At 42.1% G+C, this 24,430-nt stretch carries 19 protein-coding genes; 8 read left to right on the forward strand and 11 right to left on the reverse strand.

Going from position 1 to position 24,430, the window contains the following annotated elements; genetic code table 11:
* Positions 1 to 233: 233 nt before the first annotated feature.
* Entirely contained in the window at positions 234 to 1,340 is a 1,107-nt protein-coding gene (locus D9T12_RS11075) for a TRAP transporter substrate-binding protein (RefSeq protein ID WP_130538227.1), read from the reverse strand.
* 220 nt (positions 1,341 to 1,560) lie between these two features.
* Between D9T12_RS11075 and D9T12_RS11080 the strand changes: the two genes are divergently transcribed.
* The gene (locus tag D9T12_RS11080; protein WP_165395104.1) at positions 1,561 to 4,194 is read left to right on the forward strand and encodes a methyl-accepting chemotaxis protein; all 2,634 of its coding nucleotides are present in this window, start codon (positions 1,561 to 1,563) and stop codon (positions 4,192 to 4,194) included.
* A gap of 91 nt (positions 4,195 to 4,285) precedes the next feature.
* Here D9T12_RS11080 and D9T12_RS11085 read toward each other — a convergent pair whose 3' ends face one another.
* The 3 genes from D9T12_RS11085 to D9T12_RS11095 all read right to left on the reverse strand — a co-directional run bounded on the left by D9T12_RS11085 (position 4,286) and on the right by D9T12_RS11095 (position 8,113).
* Positions 4,286 to 5,206, reverse strand: coding sequence for a DnaJ C-terminal domain-containing protein (locus D9T12_RS11085; RefSeq protein WP_130538229.1), 921 nt, complete (start codon positions 5,204 to 5,206; stop codon positions 4,286 to 4,288).
* 362 nt (positions 5,207 to 5,568) lie between these two features.
* Entirely contained in the window at positions 5,569 to 7,773 is a 2,205-nt protein-coding gene (locus D9T12_RS11090; RefSeq protein WP_130538230.1) for a TonB-dependent receptor, read from the reverse strand.
* Between the two features lie 91 nt (positions 7,774 to 7,864).
* Entirely contained in the window at positions 7,865 to 8,113 is a 249-nt protein-coding gene (locus D9T12_RS11095; protein WP_130538231.1) for a hypothetical protein, read from the reverse strand.
* A 115-nt stretch (positions 8,114 to 8,228) separates the two neighbouring features.
* On the opposite strand from D9T12_RS11095, the gene D9T12_RS12445 reads away from it, so the two are divergent.
* Complete coding sequence (locus D9T12_RS12445) at positions 8,229 to 8,378, forward strand: hypothetical protein (RefSeq protein WP_165395105.1); 150 nt, start codon at positions 8,229 to 8,231, stop codon at positions 8,376 to 8,378.
* Here D9T12_RS12445 and D9T12_RS11100 read toward each other — a convergent pair.
* The 4 genes from D9T12_RS11100 to uvrD all read right to left on the reverse strand — a co-directional run bounded on the left by D9T12_RS11100 (position 8,358) and on the right by uvrD (position 13,478).
* A complete protein-coding gene (locus D9T12_RS11100; RefSeq protein WP_130538232.1) occupies positions 8,358 to 9,620 on the reverse strand; it encodes a TlpA disulfide reductase family protein in 1,263 nt (420 codons plus the stop codon). The genes D9T12_RS12445 and D9T12_RS11100 overlap by 21 nt on opposite strands.
* Positions 9,621 to 10,430: an ABC transporter permease gene (locus D9T12_RS11105; protein ID WP_240693184.1), complete on the reverse strand. Its 810-nt coding sequence runs from the start codon at positions 10,428 to 10,430 to the stop codon at positions 9,621 to 9,623. It abuts the gene before it with no gap.
* Positions 10,431 to 10,449: 19 nt separating this feature from the next.
* Entirely contained in the window at positions 10,450 to 11,055 is a 606-nt protein-coding gene (locus D9T12_RS11110; RefSeq protein ID WP_130538233.1) for an ABC transporter ATP-binding protein, read from the reverse strand.
* A 167-nt stretch (positions 11,056 to 11,222) separates the two neighbouring features.
* A complete protein-coding gene (uvrD, locus tag D9T12_RS11115) occupies positions 11,223 to 13,478 on the reverse strand; it encodes a DNA helicase II (protein WP_130538234.1) in 2,256 nt (751 codons plus the stop codon).
* Between the two features lie 387 nt (positions 13,479 to 13,865).
* Here uvrD and trxA point away from each other — a divergent pair, with 387 nt between their 5' ends.
* The 5 genes from trxA to hemE all read left to right on the forward strand — a co-directional run bounded on the left by trxA (position 13,866) and on the right by hemE (position 18,157).
* Positions 13,866 to 14,180, forward strand: coding sequence for a thioredoxin TrxA (gene trxA / locus D9T12_RS11120; RefSeq protein ID WP_206199100.1), 315 nt, complete (start codon positions 13,866 to 13,868; stop codon positions 14,178 to 14,180).
* Positions 14,181 to 14,320: 140 nt separating this feature from the next.
* Positions 14,321 to 15,580, forward strand: a complete 1,260-nt coding sequence (gene rho / locus D9T12_RS11125; RefSeq protein ID WP_130538236.1) for a transcription termination factor Rho — start codon at positions 14,321 to 14,323, stop codon at positions 15,578 to 15,580.
* A gap of 152 nt (positions 15,581 to 15,732) precedes the next feature.
* Positions 15,733 to 15,981 carry a type B 50S ribosomal protein L31 gene (locus D9T12_RS11130; RefSeq protein ID WP_130538237.1) on the forward strand — a complete coding sequence of 83 codons (249 nt, stop codon included), beginning with the start codon at positions 15,733 to 15,735 and terminating at the stop codon, positions 15,979 to 15,981.
* A gap of 145 nt (positions 15,982 to 16,126) precedes the next feature.
* Complete coding sequence (locus D9T12_RS11135) at positions 16,127 to 17,017, forward strand: thermonuclease family protein (protein WP_240693185.1); 891 nt, start codon at positions 16,127 to 16,129, stop codon at positions 17,015 to 17,017.
* Positions 17,018 to 17,092: 75 nt separating this feature from the next.
* Entirely contained in the window at positions 17,093 to 18,157 is a 1,065-nt protein-coding gene (gene hemE / locus D9T12_RS11140; RefSeq protein WP_130538238.1) for a uroporphyrinogen decarboxylase, read from the forward strand.
* Between the two features lie 54 nt (positions 18,158 to 18,211).
* Here hemE and D9T12_RS11145 read toward each other — a convergent pair whose 3' ends face one another.
* The 3 genes from D9T12_RS11145 to D9T12_RS11155 all read right to left on the reverse strand — a co-directional run bounded on the left by D9T12_RS11145 (position 18,212) and on the right by D9T12_RS11155 (position 23,941).
* The gene (locus D9T12_RS11145; RefSeq protein WP_130538239.1) at positions 18,212 to 20,971 is read right to left on the reverse strand and encodes a diguanylate cyclase; all 2,760 of its coding nucleotides are present in this window, start codon (positions 20,969 to 20,971) and stop codon (positions 18,212 to 18,214) included.
* Positions 20,968 to 21,936 (reverse strand): ABC transporter substrate-binding protein, encoded by a 969-nt coding sequence (locus tag D9T12_RS11150; RefSeq protein ID WP_130538240.1) that lies wholly within the window; start codon positions 21,934 to 21,936, stop codon positions 20,968 to 20,970. The genes D9T12_RS11145 and D9T12_RS11150 overlap by 4 nt, the downstream gene beginning before the upstream one ends.
* Before the next feature lie 226 nt (positions 21,937 to 22,162).
* Complete coding sequence (locus tag D9T12_RS11155; RefSeq protein WP_130538241.1) at positions 22,163 to 23,941, reverse strand: PAS domain-containing sensor histidine kinase; 1,779 nt, start codon at positions 23,939 to 23,941, stop codon at positions 22,163 to 22,165.
* A gap of 285 nt (positions 23,942 to 24,226) precedes the next feature.
* Between D9T12_RS11155 and D9T12_RS12450 the strand changes: the two genes are divergently transcribed.
* Positions 24,227 to 24,364: a hypothetical protein gene (locus D9T12_RS12450; RefSeq protein WP_165395106.1), complete on the forward strand. Its 138-nt coding sequence runs from the start codon at positions 24,227 to 24,229 to the stop codon at positions 24,362 to 24,364.
* Positions 24,365 to 24,430 lie beyond the last annotated feature (66 nt).

Genomic DNA, 24,430 nt, shown 5'->3' on the forward strand with positions numbered 1-24,430 from the left:
ATGCAGATGTCACCAGCTTTAGTGACGATGTCAGCTCTTTGAGTGGTAATTACGCTTACCGTATCATAGCTTTTAAAGGCGATGATACTTCGGATTACAGCAACACGGCTGAGCTTCGAATTAAATAAACAACATTCGCTCTTAACAAAAAGCCCCGACGATTAAATAACCGATCGGGGCTTTTTTCATTTTGAAACCTTACCGGCCGGTAAGATTTCAAATCCGCTCAAATTTTATAGTGCGCGTGCTTGTAAAAACGCCCCTTCTGAGACTGCTGTCCATCGAGAAACCTGGTCTCTAAACGCTTTTTGGGAGGCCCAGACTTTTGCTGAAAGTTTATCTGCCGCTGCTGACTCTTCCACTACTTTTTCAGAAATCGATTTAAGTTCCTTCAACACCTCCTCTGGGAAGTGTCGTAATTGCACATTATGCTTTTCAATCAGGGTTTGCAAAGCTTGCTGGTTACGCGCCGTATATTCCGCCAACATATCCGCATTGGCGGCCTTAATGGCATTACGAACAATGCTTTGCAGATCGGCAGGCAACTCATTAAAAGCCTTCTCGTTAATCATACATTCCATAGTCGTACCCGGTTCATGCCAACCCGGTGTATAGTAATATTTCGCTGCTTTATAAAGCCCAAATGCCAAATCGTTATAAGGACCTACCCACTCCGTTGCATCTAATGCACCTGACTTTAAAGATGGGAAAATCTCACCACCGGGAAGAGTGACAGGAACACCACCGGCTCGCTTAAACACCTCTCCACCAAAACCTGGAATACGCATTTTCAAACCTTTAAGGTCTTCCAACGAGTTGATTTCTTTATTAAACCAACCACCCATTTGCGTTCCCGAGTTTCCTCCTGGGTTTGGAATCAAACCAAATGGTTTATAGGCTTCTTCCCAAAGCTCCATACCACCACCGTAATACAACCAAGCATTCATTTCTTGTGCGGTTAAACCGAATGGCACCGATGAGAAAAACGGTGCCGCTGGAATTTTGCCTTTCCAATAGTAAGCGCCAGCGTGACCTAGTTGAGCATTCCCAGCTGAAACTGCATCAAACACCTCAAAGGCACCAACAAGCTCACCTGCGCCGTAGACTTTTACATCAATCCGACCGCCAGACATTTCAGTAATAAGCTTGGCAATATTATTCGCGCCGGTTCCAAGGCCTGGGAAGTTTTTTGGCCAAGTGGTGACCATTTTCCATTGATAAGTTTGTTGCGGCTGCATCGCTGCTGCCGCTTGCTCATTTTGTTCACCAGAACCACACGCTGTCAAAGCCGTTGCAGCCGTAGCCCCTGCAATTGCGCCCAATAATTCACGACGTTTCATCTAACTCTTACCTTCATCCAAAAAATTAACGCCCACCATTTTAAGCAAAAAAATGCCTTTAAATAAGTTTTTTACCCTTGTTAGAGCAGTCGAAAACCATAGCTTTTATAATGATTCCTTATAAAAAATAAAACACATACTCTTGGATTTGTGGGGAGACAAAGCGATGCGATTATTTCCGAAACTCATATTAAGCTTCTTATTAATCGGGCTCGTTCCTATGCTTGTGTTTGCAACCATTGCGATTCAACAAGCCGATCACGGATTAAAAGTGCTTGCTTCACAACAACTGGAATCCATCCGTGATTCTAAAAAAGCCTCCATTGAACGCTATTTTGAAACCGTGCAACGCGAAGTCATCACCTTGGCTGACACCCAAGTCATTCTGCAAGCGATGTTTTATCTTCCTACTCAAATCAAAACTTACGATGCTCTAGCGGCGAATCTGACGACTGAAAACAAACAGACGATTCGCAATCAACTTTTTGACACACTTAAACCCTCACTCTCTTCGAATGATCAAGCCCAACTGCAAACCAAGCTGCAACAACTTGATGATATGAGCTTGCTGATGCAGAAAGACTATATTCAAGACAACCCACACCCAATCAAAGAAAAATGGAAACTACTCAAAGGCCAAAGTAAATCTGCTTACCATGCGATTCATGCCTCCATGCAACCGGTTGTTCATAAGTTCATTAATAACAGCAACTTCAACGATCTGTACTTAATTGATAACACTACCGGCCGGGTACTTTATTCGGTGCAAAAAAATGCAGATTTTGGTGTCGACCTTTCTCAAACCAATTGGAAGAGTACCGCGCTTGCCAAAGCTTGGCAATCAGGCAAGCAACTGTCACAAGATGAAACCGCTTTTATCGACTTTTCGCATTATTTACCGGCCGGTCAAGAGCCTGTGGCATTTATGTCGGTTCCAGTGATGTTTGAAGGCAAAAAACTGGGGCTTTTAGTCGTGCAATTTTCATATGACGGTTTGAATGAAATTATGACCGATCGTTCAGGAATGAGTTCGACAGGAAATACGTTCTTGGTCGGCAGTGACTTTCGTCTGCGTTCAGATTCCGCACTCGACCTAAATCACAGCGTGTTGAAAAACTTTAATGAAGAAAAGAATAACAATGTCGAACATCATGCGATTCAAGCTGCTTTAAACGGAGATTCTGGCATTGCACAAGGTAAAGGCTTTGACCAACAAAAAGTTTTCAGTGCCTTTGCGCCATTAACCATTAACAACACCCAATGGGCACTCATCGCTGAAATGTCCGAAGAAGAAGCCTTTAGCACCTCAGCTTCACTCTGGAACTGGAGTCTGAGTTTATTGCTGATCGGACTATTGATCATTTCAGCGATTGCATTCAGGGTCTCCAAAGGAATAGCCAACCCGATTCACGCCTTGGTCGACACGATGAAATCCGTTCAACAAAGTAGCCGATTTAACCTTCGCCATCCCGAGGCAAACGGCAAAGATGAAATTGCCGAAGCCGCTCAAGCACTTAACCAACTACTTGAAAGCCTTGATAACTCCTTCAAAGAGATTCGCCAAGTGATGCACGCAATTCGTGAGGGTAATTTTAATCACCGGATTACAGGAGATTTGCACGGTGATTTGGAAGAACTCAAACAAGACGTCAATGGTTCCGCACAAAGTGTTGCCACAACGATGAATGCGCTTTCCGAGGTGATGAAAGGCATTGCTCAAGGAGATTTTTCTGTTCGATTAGATCGAAGCGTGCAAGGTGATTTAAAAATGCAAGTTGACCAAGCCATGCAACAAATGGATATTGCGGTGCATACCATTGCCGATGCAATGGAATATGCCGCTAAAGGTGTTTTCTCACACCGAGTCACCGGAGAACTTCACGGCGATATGGCTAAACTCAAAACTTCGGTTAACCAGTCTTTGGAAGAAATCGAAAATGCGATTGATGAGATAACCAAATCAGCACAAGCCATGTCTCAAGGGGATTTAACACGTTTAATCGATGGCCGCCATGAAGGTGAACTGAACGACCTGCAACAAGCCCTGAATCGTTCAATTCATCATTTAGCCGAAATGGTGCAAGCCATTCGTCAATCCGCAACAACCGTTACCCATGGCGCTAATGAAATTTCAGCCGGATCAAATGATCTAAACCAGCGAACACAAACCCAAACGCAATCACTCATCCAAACCGCAGCATCCATGGAACAGATGACCGCATCGGTTCAAAGTAATGCCCAAAACGCAACTCGTGCGTCAGAACTGGCAGAAAATGCCAAACAGAAAACCCTGAATGGTGTGGAAATCATGCAACAAACCATCGAAGCTATGGAAGATATTGAATCGGCTAGCCAACAGATTAATGAAATAATTACGCTAATTGACAGTGTTGCTTTCCAAACCAATCTACTGGCTCTCAATGCCGCTGTCGAGGCGGCACGCGCTGGTGAAGCAGGTCGAGGGTTTGCGGTTGTTGCGGGCGAAGTTCGAAATCTTGCCGGCCGGTCTGCTGATGCTGCACATCAAATCAAAGTACTCATCACCAATACGGTCGGTCATATCGATAAAGGAAATGAACTGGTAAACCAATCGAATCAAGCACTGCAAGAAATCGACCAAGCGATTAGCTCGGTCAATGAAATCGTCTCGGAAATCAGCTCATCAACCGCCGAGCAGGCAACGGGAATTAGTCAAGTCAATCACGCAATCAGTGATATGGACCATACCACACAAAACAATGCGCATTTGGTGGAAGAGTTGACGCATCACGCTTCGGATGTGAATCAGCAAGCCGCTGAACTTGAAAAGACCGTAGCTGGCTTCCAAACATTGGAAAGCAAGCGCTTGAAATAAATCCATAGTTACCGGCTGATCGCGCTCATGCTTTAGAGAACAATCCATACCGGCCGGTAACTTTACTCAATTGTTGTAACGCACTCAATGATTATGGAACAGCCGTTTCTTTGACTTCTCTTGGATTAAAGCTCGATAACACACTTGCCATTTGCTCATACACCGCTTTCGCATCGGGTGAATCTGCCGGTGGCGTATGAATCTGCACCACCACATATTGGTTACCTGGGTCTTTACCTAACCCACGACCTTTAATTCGCATTTTCGCACCTGACTGCGTACCTGGAGCAATCGACATACGCACCATCCCTTTAAGAGTTGGAATATCGACCTTCGCGCCCAAAGCTGCTTCCCAAGGTGTTACTGGCAAATCGACATACACATCTTTGCCATCGACACGGAAATCTTTGTGTTTTTGCAGATTGATTTCAATAATCACATCACCATTCGGCCCACCATTAAAGCCTTGATGACCTTTTTCGCGGACTCGAATCTTTTGGTCCTGTAACACACCGGCCGGTATTCTGACTTTAATCGGTTTGGTGTCATACGAATGGCCGTGCGAATCTTTGTGCCCCACTTCAACATTAATGGTTCGCTCAGCCCCTCCAATCGCTTCTTCGAGTGTTACCATGACTTTAATGTGCTGGTCTTCACCTTTTCGAGGTCGAGCTTGACGCTGGCCACCAAAGCCACCCCCAAAACCTCCTGCACCACCAAAGCCACCGCCCTGACCAAACATATCACCAAAAATATCGCCGAAATCAGCGCCTCCAAAACCTCCTGCGCCACCTCCAGCTTGCTGGTAATTCGATCCAAACTGGTCATACATCGAACGTTTTTCAGGATCACTTAACGTTTCGTAAGCCTCAGAAATTTCTTTAAATTTCGCTTCATCACCGGTTTTTTTATCTGGGTGATACTTCGCTGCTAATTTACGGTACGCCTTTTTAATCTCTGCATCGCTGGCAGTTCGTTGGACACCCAGCGTTGCGTAATAATCTTTGCTCATGCTTGTCTTCCTAAGGTTTTCTTTATTGATCGCTCAATATGGGCAAAATTTCACTTTTCAAGTCTCCAGAAACAACAAAACCCCAAAATTGGGGCTCGAAGCACAAGAATCATCACTTTTTGCAAAAGTTACGGCTCGCACGAATACGACTTCCTTGTGAAGTGAATAGTGATGTTGCTTAACGAATTTAAAGGACTTGTAATCTCGTTGTTTAAACTCGCGGAGCGAGTGAGTTCGAGATTACCCTTTGATAAGTTTAGCAACACCCTATAAACGTAACAGGAGCTGTTTTCTTTCTTGGCTCTTCGCCAAGTTCTTCGTTTAGTTCGTTTCTTTTCCAGCGCAAAAAAATGAACGAAATTCTAGAAATCCATTCTTAGATTCAATTTAACATTACGTCCTTGAGCAAGGGCATAACCTTTATAAGTATCCAAGAAATCAACATAATCTTTATCGAACAAATTCTCAACCGAGAACGCTAACTGTAAGTTTTGCTTGTCGAGAGGAAGTTGTGCCGAATAACGTAAGTTCCACAAGTTATAAGCATCCGTTGAAGCCGTCCCAACCGACATTTTGTCAAATTGTGAAAACGGCTCGAAAGGGAATACTGCATCTTTCGACGCAAGAAATTTGCCTTCAAGCGTTAACTTTTGCTTTTTCAGTGCCATGAAGTCACTCGGCAAATAACTGACCGCAGCGCGTAGATTATTTGCTGGAATTAATGGCAAATCTTGTCCAGTTTTGTCATTTTCGCCGTCAATAATTTCCAACGCTAAGTTGGTTTGCCATTGCGGTGTCCATTTATGATCTAGGCTAAATTCAAAACCACGAATGGTCGCATCTGTTTGTTCGGCTTGCATTTCAGCAATCGCACCCGGAGCGGTCTGATCAACGCGTTCACCTTCATTCGGTGCACCTTCTTTGGCACGGTAGAAACCTGTATTTGCCAGATAAATATAGTTATCAATGGTGTTTTGATAAACCGTCGCCACCATCGCGGTTTGTTCAGACTTCCAGCGTAAAGACAAATCTGCATTTAAGGCGATTTCTTCTTCCAAATCAGGGTTACCGATTTGATAAGCCTGCACACCACCATGCTCACCACCGGCATACAATTCAAAAATACTCGGCGCACGGAACCCACGAGCTAAATTCCCTGCTAGGCTCCAATTGTCATTTAAGCGATACGTCGCGCCGAAAGACCCTGACCAAACTGCAAAATCACGTTCATTATTCGAAGCATCAAAAATTCCGGCTTCTTCGGTAAAGTGCTCATTATTGCCATCTAAAGGCGCAGAAACATCCACCCAGTCATAACGCGCACCAAACTGCACTAACCACTGGTCATAATCAGCCTCTTCAAACAAATAAACCGCTTTTTTATCCACATCGGCACTTGGAGTTAAGTGCCCTGAAAGTAAACGCTGTTCTTTTTTCGAAACTTCAAAGCCGACTTCCCCTTCAAAATCACCAAGTTTTGGGTGTTCCGCAGCAAATTTCCAATCGTGGCGCTTCACCTCTAAATCTAAATAACCTTCTTCACCCTTTTCTTCTGCCATCGTTTCAAATGGCATATCATGCGAAGCCTCTCGACTATTCGAGGTATAAACCCAACTCGGTTTAAATACCCAGTCACCTTGATAAAATTCCGCACTTAATTGCGTTTCATCATTCTCTAACGCTTGCCCTGTCGCCACAGGTTCAAAGCTACTCATTGGAGTAGACGCAGTAATCCCCAAATAGTTCTGGTCGGCTTGCCAATGGGTATGGCGTAAAATCACTTGCATATCATCATTTTGATAACCTAGCCCAATATGCGCGGCTTTGTTTTCAAAATTAGTATTGGGCACTTCACCCACAAATAATGGTCGAGAATCAGCCGGTGAGCTTGGGGTAGGACTACTTGCTGTACTGGAATCAGCCGTTTCAAAATTATCACCCTCACGAATACTCACGCCAGCGGTAATTCCCCAATTTGCATTACCGCCTCCAACTTTTGCCCCAAAGTGCTTTTCATTATTGTTGGTGTTATATTCCGTCGCAACTTCACCGTGGGCTGGCTGCCCAAATGGAACTCGAGGACTCAATACATTGACGACTCCGCCTAAAGCATCCGAACCATACAGCACACTCTGCGGACCTCGAACCACTTCGACTCTATCTGCCAAATAAGCATCGACATTCGGCAAATGACGCGTCCCATACGCTTGGTCATCCATTCCTGCGCCATTGGAAAGCACTTTAACCCGGTCGCCCATCAAGCCACGAATCACCGGTTTACCGGATTGCGACCCTGCGGAGAGATTATTCACTCCCGGAATATCTTCTAACATTTCACCCAAAGAACCGCTGTCTTTAGACATTTTGTCATCGCCAGATAGCACATCAATTTGTGAAGGAACTTCAAACGCATCATGTTCATGAATTGGAGACGCTGAAATCGTAATATTTTCTAATGTAGTATTCGGGTTGGTATTGGTCGCCGATTTTTGAGTAGTCGTTTCGGCAAAAACAGTCACAGGTGCATAGGCCAGCACCAACGCTGCAATCAAAGGTTTGCGTTGCATAATATTTCCTAAATTATTTCTTAAATTAAATCGTTAAAAGTGGGTGAGATTCAATTTGAGCTGCTAGAAATTTTATGAATATTCAGCAGCTCTAGGAAAGAGGGGGAGCACGACTTTGAAAAGCCTCAAAAGGCGCAAGATTACCGGCCGGTATCGCGGATAAAAGCGGTTGCGATTGCACACGCTCAACGGTAAAAACAGCAACAAATCCATAATCTGGAAATGCGGGTTCTGCCGCATTCTCGAATGCATCGCAATAAACACCATGATCGTGAAATTCATGAACTTCAGCATGAATGGTTCCTGCCATTTGTGCGGCCACAAATAGCACTAAACCCAAAGACCACTTCCACAGTGGAATCCGGCTTAAAATCACCCGAAAATAGCGTTTATCAAAAATCATAGAAACAAATTATATTGAGTTTCAAAATGAAATGACATCAATGCTTTCACAAATGAAAGCAAAAATATCGAAAGTTAGCGAATATCTAGAAAACCGCTTAGATTCTGCTTTGGAAACAAGCATTACTCATAGAAATTTCAAAACGCCTATTGCAATCAATGCTGAATTGAGACGTGAGATGTTATTGATTCTGATGGATTAAGGATTTTAACTTGTTGACATGCGTATCCGCTTGCCAGTCCGTCGCTCCAAACAGTGCGTAGCGAATCTTGCCAGTTTTATCGACGACAAAACTACTGGGATACGCCATAACTTTCCAACTTTGCGCCGTTTGACCGGTTTCATCTAACAGAACGGGAAAGTTCAATGGGTGCGCTTGCATAAACTTTTCAATGTCTGCTTTAGCCTCACCTAAATTAACAGCCAGTATTTCAAAGTTCTTGCTTCCAAGTTGCGACTTTAACCCTGCCATCGATGGCATCTCATGGACGCAGGGCGGACACCAACTCGCCCAGAAATTCACCAACACCACCTTACCTCGATACGAACTTAAATCGAAAGTTTTGCTCTGCATATCTTGCAAACTCAACGGTAAGTTTTGTGCACCGCGATAAACTTGCAATTCTAAAGACTGGTTCGATTTTTCTTGCTGAGATGACATTTTTACCGGCCGGTCAAGTTCTGCTGACTTTAAAACTTGACGATTTTCCGTTAAATAAGGCGTTAAAGCTTGCATTGCCAGTTCAATGTCCTTCGAAAATTTCTGACTAAATTGCTGTTCAAATGAGTTCGCATCCGGCCGAAAATAGAAACGATCTCGCACCTTGGGTAACATTTTCAAAAACACTTCAGCCCCACCTTTGCCAAGTTCAGATTGCACAGACGCTAATTGCCAACGCCAAGGTGACAATTCTCCTTGCAAAATAAAAACTGGTAAATTCGTTTGCGAAACATGAGGCCAATAAACCGCTTTTTCTCCGGGAGCCGGTGTCTGCGTGAGTAAATCTGGATTAAGCAGAATCACACCGACTGGCGGCTTGGCCGTTTGGTAAAAATCTCTTAAGGCCGTTAAAGCTAAAACGCCAGCTTTGTTCCCTGCGACCACATAATCGAAGGTATTTTGTTCTAGTATCTTGGAAATCCAACCGGCCGGTATCTTTTGTAAAGCACTGGAAGTCGGCGCTAAAAACAACGCCTCAAATGGATCAAAAAAAGTCGTTGCCACACTTTGTTGAGCAAGTTGCTCCGCAATGCGTTTTTCCTGTGGCAATACTCCATATTCTGACGGAACCCATAAAATTTTCTTGGCGACCTCTCCGGTCGGAACAACTTGAGAAATACTTAATTCTATATCATCAATTTCAAGAGCCTGATTTTGCCAATTAAAGGAATCATTCGCATAAACACTCACACTTAACAACCATAAAACGATAAAAACTCTCATCTACTTTTTCACCTTTTGCAACGATTCCAAATCCAAACGTTGACGTTCATCGAATAATTTCCGCGCTGCTAAATTAATGGCGATAATTGTGCCGGTTGCCGTTGACGTCGCAATCAATAACATAATCATGATTTGATACTTCACCGCTTCCATAGGATCCACGCCTGCAAGAATCTGGCCTGTCATCATGCCAGGCAAAGAAATAATTCCCGCCGCCACAAGCATATTAATCACTGGAATCATGGACGCGTGCAAGGCTTGTTGTTTAATAAACTTCATCGACTCTTTGGCAGTATAACCCAGCGCTAATTGCGCCTCAATTTTGGCTCTGAGTTGCTTGGAATTGCGCGTTAAATTATCTAACCCCACACCTATCGCTGTCATACTATTTCCCAGCAGCATCCCTAATAACGGAATCGCATATTGTGGCTGATACCACGGTTCTGGCTGAATAACGACCGTCAACACTAAAATCAACAACACCAAAGCTGTGACCGATAATGACCAAAGCCCAATCAAAATCGAGCTGAGTTTTTTAAAACGGTATTGCTGTCGTTTTGAAATTTCATAGCCGGCGGCGAGTAACATAATCGCCCCAACCAAAGCCACCCAAATAGGGTTATCGGCATAAAACACCCAACTAAGCCATACCCCCATGAATGATAGCTGCACAACGGTTCGAACATTTGCCCAAAAATACTGTTTCACATGAGTAAAACCATTGAGCCATAGCAAAAAACCGGTCAAAAACACCAATACCGATAGAATCGCTAGATCCCAATAGCTAATTAAAATCATCTGGGTTTGCATGCAAAACCTCTATTTTTGGTTAAAACTTGTTTTGATATAAATCTTCAATGGAACAACAAAACGTCGGACAAGCTAAGCGTTCACGCTGTTGCGCATCATGACTAATCCAAATCGCTGCACGATTTTCTTCAGCCTGCAAATATTCTTGTAACAATTTTTCAACCAGCAGAGTGCTCTCAGGATCCAGATTTGCTGAAGTTTCATCCAGCAACAAAACGCTCGGATTAAATGCCAAACCTCGCAACAAAGCCAAACGCTGTTTTTCACCACTGGACAACTGATCTGGATGTTGCTCCAAAATCATCGTTTTCAAACCAATTTTCGATAACTGATCCGTTGTAGGAACTCTAACAAAATGTTCTGCGACCGTTTCCAACCACCAAGCCGTTTCGGCTGAAAAATACATCACTTTACGTCGCCAAACCGGCGCAGGCATAGACTCTACCGGCCGGTCTAAAAGTGTGATTTCACCTTCAGAATCAATTAAATCAGCCAAAGCCTTTAACAACTGCGATTTTCCAGTGCCTGAAGGCCCATATAACAACCACAATTCACCAGCCTTTAACTGCCAACTAATTGGATTTTGCATTCCTTTAGCTTTAAGGTTTTCAATTTTTAATAACATTACAATTCCATTTGTTCAGATCTTTACAATTTTCAAAGAAATTAAAAAGAAACTGAACTGAAAAACTTTTCTATGAATTTCGCCTGTTTATCTTTTTATTGCCTAAACAAAATAGGCAAATAAAATAAACAAAAAAAGAACCTTTGAGATGAAATTTATCTTTCAAGTTAAAGACGAGTCAGATTCGCATAAGCGAGCACCAACCATTTTTGCCCTTCCGAAGCAAAATTCACCTGAATGCGCGCATGATTTCCACTGCCCTCAAAATTCAACACGGTCCCTTCACCAAACTTGGGATGAAGCACTTGTTCTCCCGGAGCAAATCCAGTTTCATTAGTTCGCGCCCCTAGCCCCATATTCGGCTCTGAAAAATTATTATGCGATTGCGTTGGCGAAACCGAACCATTCATGCGAACCCATTCAATATATTCGCTTGGAATCTCCTTAATAAAACGAGAAGGAGCAGGGAAAAACTCTTTACCATGCAAACGACGACGATTAGCAAACGTCATCACCAATTGTTTTTCTGCACGCGTAATTCCGACATAAGCCAATCGACGCTCTTCTTGCATTCTTGAGGCATCTTCTTGCGACTGTTGTGATGGGAATAAACCTTCTTCCACGCCAATCATAAACACCAATGGAAACTCTAAACCTTTCGCCGAATGCAATGTCATTAACTGTACGCACGATTCCCATTGATCGGCTTGCTGATCACCCGCTTCCAAAGCCGCTTGAGCCAAGAAGTCCGCTAAGGGAGACATGGGTTGATCTAACAAAAACTCTCCAGCCGGTTGATTTTCAACTTGAGAATTTGCCGCTGCCTGCTCGGTTTGCATTCCTTCCAACGTTTCGGGTTCCGCGGGCTTAAACAAACTTGCGGCATTAATTAATTCATCCAAGTTTTCTAAACGACCTTGTCCTTGCTCAGATTTGTCTTTCTCAAAGTGCACCTGCAAACCAGAATCTTGAATTACTTGAATGACCTGTTGTTCCAAATCCAAATCATGAATTCGTTCATCCAAGTTTGCGACCAACTCAACAAAACCATTTAAGGCTGTTTTCGCACGAGCAGTTAGTCCATTTTCAACTAATAACTTGGAAGCCTGCCATAGGGACATTTGCTGGTCTCGTGCAACTTGTCGAATACTGTCCGCCGTTTTTTGACCAATCCCTCGTGGCGGATGATTAAACACACGTTCAAATGCAGCGTCATCTTCACGATTTTCAATCAGCCGTAAATAGCCCAATACATCTTTAATTTCCGCTCGATCAAAGAAACGCAATCCGCCATAGACTCGATAAGGAACGCCTTCCTGAATTAAAGATTGCTCAATTAATCGTGACTGCGCATTTGAACGATATAAAACCGCGCATTGATGTCGTTCACCTCCCTGCTGAACCCATTTTTGAATTTGATGCACCACATAACGCGCTTCATCAATTTCATTAAAGGCTTCATAGACTTCAATTGGCGCCCCTTCTTCGCCTTCAGACCACAGCTCTTTTCCCATTCGAGATTCATTATTGGCAATTAACGCATTGGCCGCTTTCAAAATCGTGTTGGTCGAACGATAGTTTTGCTCTAGACGCACCATCATGACATTGGCAAAATCTTGATCAAACTGCTGAATATTTTCGACTTTTGCACCTCGCCAACCATAAATTGACTGGTCATCATCACCCACGACAAATAGGCGGCCATTTGCTCCTGCAAGCACACGCAACCAAGCATATTGAAGACTATTGGTATCTTGAAACTCATCCACTAGAATATGGCGGTAACGGCCTTGGTAATGCCTCAACAAATGTGGGTTTTTCAACCACAACTCATGCGCTCGTAATAATAATTCAGCAAAATCCACCAAGCCGGAACGTTGACACTGTTCCTCGTAATTTCGGTAAATCTCAACCATTTTGGCGACAAACGGATTGTGACCGATTTCAATGTGATGCGGACGACGCCCTTCTTCTTTCTCACCATTAATAAACGCTTGTACCTGCCGAACCGGCCATTGGTTTTCATCCAACTCCATCGCTTTTAATAATCGCTTCAAGACACGCTTTTGATCATCCGAATCCAAAATCTGAAACGATTGCGGTAAACCGGCTTCTTGATAATGCTGACGCAAAACCCGGTAAGCAATTCCATGAAAGGTTCCCATGGTCAAACCATTCGCCGATGGACCAATGAGTTCTTGGACACGCCCTCGCATTTCATTGGCTGCTTTATTGGTAAAAGTTACCGCCAAAATATTATAGGCAGAGAATCCTAAAACCTTGGTGAGCCAAGCGATACGATGCACCAGAACACGGGTCTTGCCACTCCCTGCCCCAGCAAGAATTAAAGTATGACCATCTTCAGCCGTCACTGCTTGACGCTGTGCATCGTTTAAGTCGTCGAGAATGTATGATATATCCATAAAAGCGTTCGAGTCTTCTGTATTTGCGTTCAAAATGCATATGTTACAGAATTCAAAACGAATCTGGGCTAAGCACTCAAAAGTTTTTCAATAAAACTTTTACCGGCCGGTATCTCATATTAGAAAAATAAACTAAAATTTTGCTTGAATTGAGTAATTAAATAATGTAATAATTGCTCAATTCAAATTTTTGAATCAGATAAATTGAATTCTCAAGGATAAAAAATGGCATATCTATCTGCCGTAATTCCATCCTCAAATTTCATAATATTAATTTCATAATAAAAAAATAAACAGGCTCCATACTCTGCCTTACCTTTTGATGTTATTTTCAACATCACGAGCGAGTCTATTTGTATGAGAAGTTTGTCACGAGAAGGAGAAAACATGATTTCGACAAGTGATGCGAATTTTGAAGCGGAAGTTCTACAATCTGATGTCCCAGTACTAGTGGACTTTTGGGCTGAATGGTGTGGCCCTTGTAAAATGATTGCCCCTATTCTAGATGAAATTGCATCTGAATTTGATGGCCGCGTAAAAGTAGCGAAACTAAACATTGATGAAAATCCTGCAACGCCACCAAAATATGGTGTACGCGGAATCCCTACATTAATGCTGTTCAAAAATGGTGAAGTCGATGCAACGCAAGTGGGTGCATTGTCTAAGTCACAACTGACTAACTTTTTGAACGATAACCTATAATCGTTATCCGCACTGGCCAGTGAAAACTGGCCAAAACTAAGTAATTTCAATTTCCCAATCCCCGTCTGAATCTATCCTCCCACACCTGCGTATCCAAGGATTAATGGATTCAACACGCAAATAATAAAACTACGAGACTTATGAATTTAGTTGACTTAAAAAAACGTTCTGCAGCTTCTTTGATTGAATTAGCTAATGAGATGGGCCTAGAAAACGTCGCCCGTCTTCGCAAACAAGATATTATTTTCGCCATCCTAAAATCACACTCTAAAAATGGTGAAGCCATTTATGGTGAAGGTGTGCTGGAAATCTTACCGGATGGTTTTGGTTTTTTACGTTCATCGGATGGCTCTTACTTAGCCGGCCCTGATGACCTTTATGTTTCTCCTAGCCAAATCCGTCGTTTTGGCCTTCGTAAAGGGGATACGATTCAAGGAAAAATCCGTCCACCCAAAGATGGTGAACGCTACTTTGCATTATTAAAAGTTGAAAAAATCAACTTTGAAGATCCTGAAGTTGCACGTAAAAAAATTGCCTTTGAAAACTTAACACCACTTCACGCCGAAGAACGCCTTCGCATGGAATTAGGTAATGGTTCAACAGAAGACATCACTTCTCGAATTATCGACATTGCCTCACCATTTGGTAAAGGACAACGTGGATTGATTGTTGCCCCTCCAAAATCGGGTAAAACAGTAATTTTGCAACAAATGGCGCAATCCATTGCGGAAAACTACCCTGATTGTCATTTGATTGTTCTCCTGATTGATGAGCGTCCGGAAGAAGTGACTGAAATGCAGCGCACTGTAAAAGGTGAAGTGATTTCATCAACCTTTGATGAGCCTGCTCAACGACATGTTCAAGTCGCTGAAATGGTGATTGAGAAAGCCAAACGCTTGACTGAACACAAGACAGATGTCGTCATTCTTTTAGACTCCATTACACGTCTTGCTCGTGCTTATAACACTGTCACACCAGCCTCTGGAAAAATCCTATCCGGTGGTGTCGATGCCAATGCACTTCATCGTCCAAAACGTTTCTTCGGTGCGGCACGTAATATCGAAGAAGGCGGTTCATTGACAATTATCGCAACAGCGTTGGTAGATACCGGTTCAAAAATGGATGAAGTCATTTTTGAAGAATTCAAAGGTACCGGTAACATGGAATTGCATCTTTCTCGCAATATCGCGGAAAAACGCACCTTCCCTGCCATCAACTTGAATAAGTCTGGAACTCGTAAAGAAGAGTTGCTAATGAATCAAGAGGAATACCAAAACATTTGGATTCTTCGTCGTTTCTTGGGCGGCATGAACAACGAAATTGAGGCGATTGAAACCTTAATCGATCAAATGAAAGTAGCCAAAACCAACAGTGAACTGTTTGAGGCAATGAAGCGCTAAACTTTTTTGAAGTCAGCAACGATCTTGCAAGCGCAATCAATCGGCATTAAGTGTTTGTTCAAAAACAAAAAAATTTAAAAGTTGCTTGCTTTTGAATGTTTTATCACTATAATGCCATTTTCTTTTGAAATTAACATTAATGGACCGTCATCATGAAAGCAGACATTCATCCAGAATATAAAGAAGTTGTTTTCCAAGATATCTCAACTGGCGAAACTTTTTTGACTCGTTCGACTCTTGAAAAAACTTCTGGCGAAACCATTACTCTAGACGGTAACGAATACCCGCTAGTTCGTATTGAAGTTTCTAGCGCATCTCACCCTTTCTACACAGGTAAGCAAACGCTTGTCGATACAGAAGGTCGTGTTGAGAAGTTCAAACAGAAGTACCGTCGCAAGTAATCCAGTTTTTACTGCGAAGCTACGAAAAACGCGGGTGTACATCAGTACATTCGCGTTTTTTTATGTCAAAAACCCTTAAACAATCCATTTTTTTCATTTTTTCTGGCTAAGAATTCGTCTAAAATCAAAAGCACACTTTGATTCAATGATTTTTTTTGACCGGCCGGTAAAAACCTACATGAAACTTATTCACACCTTACTAATATTATTCAGCATCAGTTTTTTCTCCCCAAATATTCTTTCAGCGGAAAATTGCCAAAACTTTATGCCGGATAAGTCCGAGTTGATATGGGCCGATGTCGAATTTGCCATCAGTGGTGACACCTTAGTCATTCAAAACCAAAAAGCCCGGCTCATTGGCCTCGATGCTCCTCAAAAAGAACGCAAACAAAAATTTAATACGCCTGGTGAACCTCTGGCCGACGAGTCACAAGAATATCTGAACAAACTGATTGCGAACAAAGACTTAAAAATTGGTGTTTTGTATGACAAGACAAAAGTGGATAAATTCGGACGCCAGCTCATTCACGCTTTTTTTGAAGATGGCACCAATGTACAAACTGAAATGCTCAAAGCAGGACTGGCTATTTATCGTCCAGAATTCAATAACAACCGTTTTGCCAATTGCTTGATAGAGGCTGAACAGAAAGCACGAGATGGAGAATACCAACTCTGGGATCTACTCAAAAAAAACCCTGAACTCCACTATCCTCTTATCGAAAGCAGCGAGATCTTCGCTGAAGATGAAGGCTACAGAATTATTCGCGGTAAGGTCGTAAAAGTCGATAAATCTTCACGCTATATCATTATTAACATGGACACAACGGGCGTTCGCATCCCCAAACGCGCATGGAAAAATTTCAACTACGAAAATTTACAAAGTTTAAAAGATAAAACCATCGAGGTTCGAGGTTTGGTTTACCACTACAAAGGCTCGATGTTCACCGTCATCGAAACCCCTTTCGCAATCAACAATTGCGCTCAACAAAAACTTCGTAAACTCTATCAACAAAAACCGAATAAACCGGCTCTCTAATCAAACCATTGGTAATTATCAGGCTTTAAGCTAGAATAACCGACCAATTTCATTAGATTAGAGAAGGGCCTGAGCATGGCAGAACTACAGAATGACCGCTTTTTACGTGCTTTATTAAGAGAACCAGTTGACCGTACTCCTGTCTGGATGATGCGCCAAGCTGGCCGCTATCTTCCTGAGTACCGTGCTACACGAGCAGAAGCAGGTTCGTTCATGGATCTGTGTCGCAACAAAGAGCTTGCGTGTGAAGTGACTTTGCAACCTTTAGAACGCTTTCCGCTCGACGCTGCCATTCTATTTTCAGATATTCTAACCATTCCTGATGCAATGGGCTTAGAGCTTCGTTTTGCGCAGGGTGAAGGCCCTATCTTCGACAAGCCTGTTCGCACAATGGCTGATGCGAAAAAGCTATTCGTACCTGATATGGGATCTGATTTAGGCTACGTCATGGATGCCGTCTCTACCATTCGCAAAGCTCTGGATGGACGAGTCCCTCTTATCGGCTTCTCAGGAAGCCCATGGACTCTGGCAACTTATATGGTTGAAGGCGGTTCTTCCAAGACTTTTTCGAAAGTCAAAGCCATGATGTATGATCAACCTGCAACCCTTCACCATATTCTGGATGTATTGGCAGACTCGGTTATCCAATATCTAAATGCACAAATCGAAGCCGGAGCCCAAGCGGTTCAAATATTTGATACTTGGGGTGGCGTTCTAACACCACGCGATTACCAAGAATTTTCATTGCGCTATATGCAAAAAATCGTTGATGGCTTAAAGCGTGAAAATGAAGGACGTAAAGTCCCAGTCATTTTATTCACTAAAGGTGGCGGCCAGTGGCTTGAGAATATGGCGGCAACCGGCTGTGACGCATTAGGATTGGATTGGACAACGGATATTGATGCGGCACGAGCTCGTGTCGGTGACAAAGTTGCTCTTCAAGGAAATATGGATCCATCTATGCTTTACGCATCACCTGAACGAATCCGTCAGGAAGTAGGATACATTCTTGAAAAGTTTGGTAAAGGATCTGGTCACGTATTTAACCTCGGTCATGGTATCCACCCAGAGGTTGACCCTGAACACGCGAAAGCATTTATTGAAGCAGTCGTAGAGTTATCGCCCAAATACCACAGTTAATCTTTTAAAAAACGATAGGCATTCTCTAAGACTATCAGAGAATGCCTATCTCAATCACATGTCTTCTGGCACAAATAGATAACCATTTCGCCCGTGAGCTTTCACATAATAAAGTCCAGCATCTGCACGGCTAATTGCATGCTCCAAATCGCTTTCATCTTTTAGTATCGAACCACCAATACTGACCGAGATTGAACCGCTAGGCGACTCTATATTCTCAGAAACCAAACGCCCAATATTTTTCGCAACTTTCTCTAACGATTGGTCTGAGTCTACAGCCATGAGCAATATAAATTCCTCCCCACCCCACCGGACAAACAAATCACTGTCACGAATATTGCGGTAAATTAAGTTACTCATTTCACTCAAAACACGATCGCCTTCTGCATGACCAAAACTATCGTTCACTTTTTTAAAGTGATCAATATCAAGCAATAATACGCCAGCTAAAGCCTTTTCTCTTTTCACAAAACGCATAAAGACGCTAAGATTCATTTCAAGAAAATCACGGTTGTAACAGCCCGTTAGGGGATCATGAGAAGCTTTGTATTGCCAGCGCTGCTTCTCAAGCTGAGAGTCGGTCACATCAAAAAAGCTAATCAAATAAAACTCATCATCAAATTCACTCATTTCCACCTTAAAGGTTCGTTGATGCCCAAGCGCATTCGTCATTGCCACTAAACGCTTATCAGGCGACCACTTTCTCAAGGCCTCAATCCAATTTTCACCCTCTTGCAAACGCCCTAAATGAAAATAATCTGACATCTTCATAAAGTGTTTACCCAAACAACCCGATGCCTGAAGCTTCTCCGTACTATGATCTTCAATATCAAAAAAGTCATAGTAGGCTTTATTCGCATACTGAATCTGTTTAGCGTTCGAGATGATGACTATATTCGACTGTGAGTCGATTAATTTTTGAAGACGATTTAAAGACTCGAAGTGTTCAGTTTGGTCGTTCATCAAACCTTCAATCAACCAACTGCCATCATCTGCACTGACTTTTCGAATCAAGTCGATCACATGGAATATACGACCATTTTTATGTCGAATCCGGTATTCCAACTGAAGAGGTCCATCAGAAAAGTCATGCTTAGACAGCTCTAAGCGGACACGATGCTGGTCTTGCGGATGAATAAAGTCAAACAGCGTTTTGGTTGGCTCATTCAACAACTGGCTTGCGGAATAACCTGTATAAAACTCTATCGCTTGGTTAACAAAGCTCCACTGATAACCTGTTTCCAGTTTGAATCGGTACACCACAATGGGCAAATCTTCTAGCAACTTTTTGTATCGATCTTTCAAACGACGGAGATTTTGTTCATTTCTGCGCAAAGCAGTAATATCGTGAATCGTTCCAACAGAGCGTACAACCTCACCTTGCCCATCAAAAACATGTTCACACTCTTCCACCACGTAGCGCTCATTAGCGCCTGTCGTCATAACACGATGTTCAATCTCATAGTTTTCTTGATTCTCTAACGATTTGTTATATGCCTGCTCAACACGATCACGGTCTTCTGGATGAACACAGCTCAAAAAACGTTCGAACGTCGGTATAAAGCTTTGCGGAGCATACCCCATAATTCGGAAAACTTCGTCACTCCAATAAAGCCTATTGTGTTTAACATTAAATTCCCAAGTGCCAACATGCACAATTTCTTGTGTTTTAGCAAACAGCTCATTCTGGGCTTCAATTAAATGATTTTTGATTTGCAGCTGTTGCTCATCTCGCTTTAGTACATAGAGCAAGAAGGTTAAAATCAAAGCAATAAAAACACTCACAGCCCAAAACCCAAAAAACTGCATTTGAATTTCACTGTGTTCTCCATGCTCTTTGTGCACAATAATATAGCCCACAGTCTCAAGGCTAATTGGATTTTTAACCGGCAAAAAACTCAACAAATGGTCTTGCCCATTTGCGCGGATAAAGCTAGTTTTAATCCTTTCAGAATCTAGCCAGTTTTTTAATTGTGATGTCTTTCCCCAACCCGACAGAATTCGGTTTAAATATTCACAACACTGCTTTGTGTCCAAATTACGTTCATACAGGAAATCTTTCGAAAAAGGCGTTTCAATATAGTTTGATCTTTCCGATTTAAAGACTTTTCTCTCTACAACATCCTTCAAAATGATAAAGCCAACTCGTTGCTTTAATTCCTGCGACATTTCAGAAAGAATCGTGTTCATTGCCACCGAAGTTTCTACTGAACCTGCTGGCTTGTCATTCCAAAACATCGGAAATACAAATCGAAAACCATTGTAAATTCGACCTTCTTCAAATCCAGTAATAGGCTGGCCTGTACGATTGACATAAGCCACCGTGGAACGAATAGCCGTCAGATTATCGCCAAACTTTAACGGCCTATGAAAACGTAAAAAACTCTCGTTGTTGTGCAAATGAAAGTGGAGCTGTTTAAGACGAAAGGATTCCATCGATTCATAGACTGGCAAAAGGCTACGATAAATTTGCTGACGAATTTCATGTTGGCGCTCAGGTGTTGCCTCGTTCGCCTCATATAACGCCTGACGGTACACCGGCCGGTTAACAATATTGTTAAACACCAAAGTTGCACTTTTATAAAACCCTTGCTCAACCGCTTGTTTGGTGACGTTAATCAAAGACTCTTGATTTTTAATCTCTTGTTGATGACGGTCAGAAGAAAGCATATTGAACGCTAGACTCGATAGGATAAAAAATAGCAAGAATGTCCCAACATATAGCCATTTATTGATTTTAACTGGCGTAAAATCATTCTCCAAAACAGGAACATCTGGTGAGTTTCCTAATATCCGACTAATACGGTTTTTCATTTGACCCTTACCTCAATTGGAAGGTATTGGTTAGTAAGCAAACCTTCAAGCGAAGAAGTTTTTTTCATCATTTTACGTTCAAAAAGCATCGCTTGAAGCGCAACCGATGTTTGTTCCAAATCACTACCGGACTTCAAAAGTTCAAAATTTTCATACAAGTTCGGAATGAAAATTCCTCCTAGCGCCTTTTGTAATTCAGCTACCGATAAACCCGTACGTTTTGAAATAATTTCCATTGCTTTAGAATGATTTTTTTCCATAAACTTCAGTGTTGTAAAATGCGCATCTAGCAATGTTCTTACAGCTTTCTCTCTTGATTTAAGCAACTCTGTTCTGACTGCCAGTACATCAACAATCATATTCGGAATTTGGCGACTATCAAAAATACGAACTCCGCCATGCTTTTCAATTGCTGATGAGGTCGGCTCATAACTAATCACGACATCCGCTAAATCATTTCTCCATACACCTTCCATACGATTAATTGGAAAATTTACCAATGAGACATCATCCAACTGCAAACCAGCTTGCTTTAAGAGCGACAACAGAACAATTTCACCTACGGCACCTTCTTCATAAGCAATACGCTTGCCCTTTAAACTAGAAAGCGTTTCAATCGAATGACGAGCATAAACGGAGTCCGCGCCAGCAGACTGATCCATCACCAAAACTACTGTCAAATCCACCCCGCGACTTCGGGCCTGAATCACCTCATCTAATGTCAAGGTTGCAGCATCTACCAATCCCGTTTCCAAACGCTCTAAAGAATCACTGGCCGATTGTGTGATAAAAATATTGATTTCATCGTCAATAAAACCCAGTTGTTGCGCCAATGGAATCGTCTCGTAACCGATCCATGTATGAGTGGACAATTTCAAAGGCTCATTTTTTGAACAGCCACACAACAATGTCACTGATGAAACAAGAGCAATGGACAGAACAGCAATGGCTTTTGACACACGCATTTATGGAATAACCTTAGATATTGAGCACTAATTTAAAAATAGTAACAAGTTTAAAAAATGATGTCGCTATTTCGGAAATAAATCTTAACCAGACTCAGCAATTTTAAAACCCAAATCAAGTTTAAAACAAGCAAAACCAAATTCTAGAATTCTAGAATTCTATCGAAAATTAAAAGGCAGAATTAACGAAGTAAGAAGCTGAAAACGTGCCAAAGATGCTTTTGAATTACAACTTACCGGCCGGGGATTGTTCCAATGAGGAGTTACATACATTCAATTGTAATTGAAAGCGAAAGCTCGAGCCTTGCTGAGGGAAAGAATCAACTTCTATAGGCTCCCCTCCCATCATTTTCACCAGCTTCTGACTTATGCTTAAACCAATCCCTGTACCACCAAATTGATGGGTTTCTATAGATTCAAGTCGCTGAAAATGGTTGAAAATGGTTTGAGCTTTTTCATTTTCCATACCTATTCCACTGTCAGAAATTTCAAACTCGACCTTACAACTCCCCGAGGCCATCCATAACAATCGAATTTCAGCACGAACTTGAGCGCCCTCAGGGGTATACTTAAACGCATTATGCAGTAAGTTTTCTAGGACACTCGACAAATGCTTATAATCAAACTCTAAGCATTCCGGCAATTTTGGATCTACCGAAAATGTATAGTCGATATCTTTTTTGTGCGCTTCAGTACAATAAGATTGAAAAAAATCCTTCATGCTTTCTTTAATAGGATGCGGGCGATTTTCGATTTTAGCCCGACCACCTTCAATATCAGCAAATGAAATCAAAGCATTAATATTTTCCAATAAACTTTCACTGTTCTTTAAAACCAACTCGATTACTCGCCGGTCACGTGGTTGCATATTTTCAGGTTGCAGCATCTTCACCCCCCCCATCACGGCACTAAGGGGTGAACGAAGTTGATGTCCGATATTCGTCAAGAAGTACGCTTGAGCCTGGGTAACCTCTTGAACTAATCGTCTCGCCTTCTCAAGCTCCGTCACATCAAACTGAATACCAATAAACTCTGGTTGTCGCTCATCACCTGAAACTAGAAACATCAAAGTTTGCATCGTTAACTGGACAGGTTTACCTTTCATCACAATGCTCTCAGATAACAACCCCGTCCAACTATTGTTGTGCCTGAGTCGATGCCAAATTTCACCATAGATGGCTTGATTCAGCATTGGGTGAGGCTGACCAATCAAACTTTCTTTTGATACGCCTCGAGCCTGACAATAAACATTATTCACATAAGAAAATTCACCCTGAGAATTCACTTTAAAGACCCCAAACCCCTCTTCAATGGCTTTTTGATAGCGAACATAGTCATCCATAGATTGAAACAACACTCGTCTAAACACAAAGAAATAAGCCAAAACACCGACAACAGTGAAAAAAAACAAAGACATGAATGCACCTTGCCAAGCCTGATCTTTCATAGACTGCATAGCAATTTCTCTGGTTTCTTTTAGTTGCTGATTGATAGAAGTTTTTAGAGCATCCAACGGTTGAAAAAACTGATTCAGTGGAAACTGAGCTAACTGATCAATTTCTCGGTTTGACGCATTTTGCTTTTGTAAAAGTCGCAATAATGACAGCTTTTGCTGCTGCTCTTTCAAAGCTTGACGCAACTTAAAAACCGCTTCGCGTTCAGACAGACTCAAATTTTCGATGGATAAATAGAGGTCAAGCAAACGATTCAATTCATTAAAATCACTTTGCAACTCAAGTAATGCCTCACGCTTCTGTTTGCTACCGGCCGGTAAACTTAACCAAAGATTAAATTGATGTACATAATGACCAAGCCCCAAATTCTCTTGAAGCTGTGCGTAAAGAGATTGTTTATAGTCAAATCGCTCAACGACATTTAAATGTCTACTGATGTTCTGATTGGAGCTTTGCGTGTATAAAGCGATTGAAAGGAGATTCAAAGCAATAAACGCGACAAGATAAATTATGAGCCATTTTCGGCTGGAGGAGTGCTTTATCTTATCCAAGCTAAAAACCCTAAGCTTACCGGCTGGGAAACCGTCTCGCGTTAATAAAAACTGCCATGTGATATGCAAAAAACGCAAGATTCGCGTGATTTAGTTTTGTAATCCATAAAGATTTTAACAAATCATAATGGAATAAACATTATGCGTCTAGTGTCACACGACATTTTCAGCCAATCATTCGCCTGCCCTTAATTCCATAAAATAAAAAACTAGACTATCAAATTTAATTATATTAGAATTTTCTAATATTAACTTTTTCTTATATCAAAACTTGGAGATTTCATTATGAAAACTTTTGCAGCGATTATCCTTCTTTCACTTAGCGCACTTTCAACCACTAGTTTTGCCAGCTCTTGGGAGTTTGATGGTCAATCAAAAATCGGCGGCGAGCGTTGCCAATGCACTTGGTCTTTTGACAAGTAAATACAAAAAAGCCAGTGATGGAAAATCCATCACTGGCTTTTTTCTTTAAGCTGACCCGTCCTAAAT

The organism is Thiomicrorhabdus indica, assembly GCF_004293625.1.
GTDB classification, from domain to species: Bacteria; Pseudomonadota; Gammaproteobacteria; order Thiomicrospirales; family Thiomicrospiraceae; genus Thiomicrorhabdus; species Thiomicrorhabdus indica.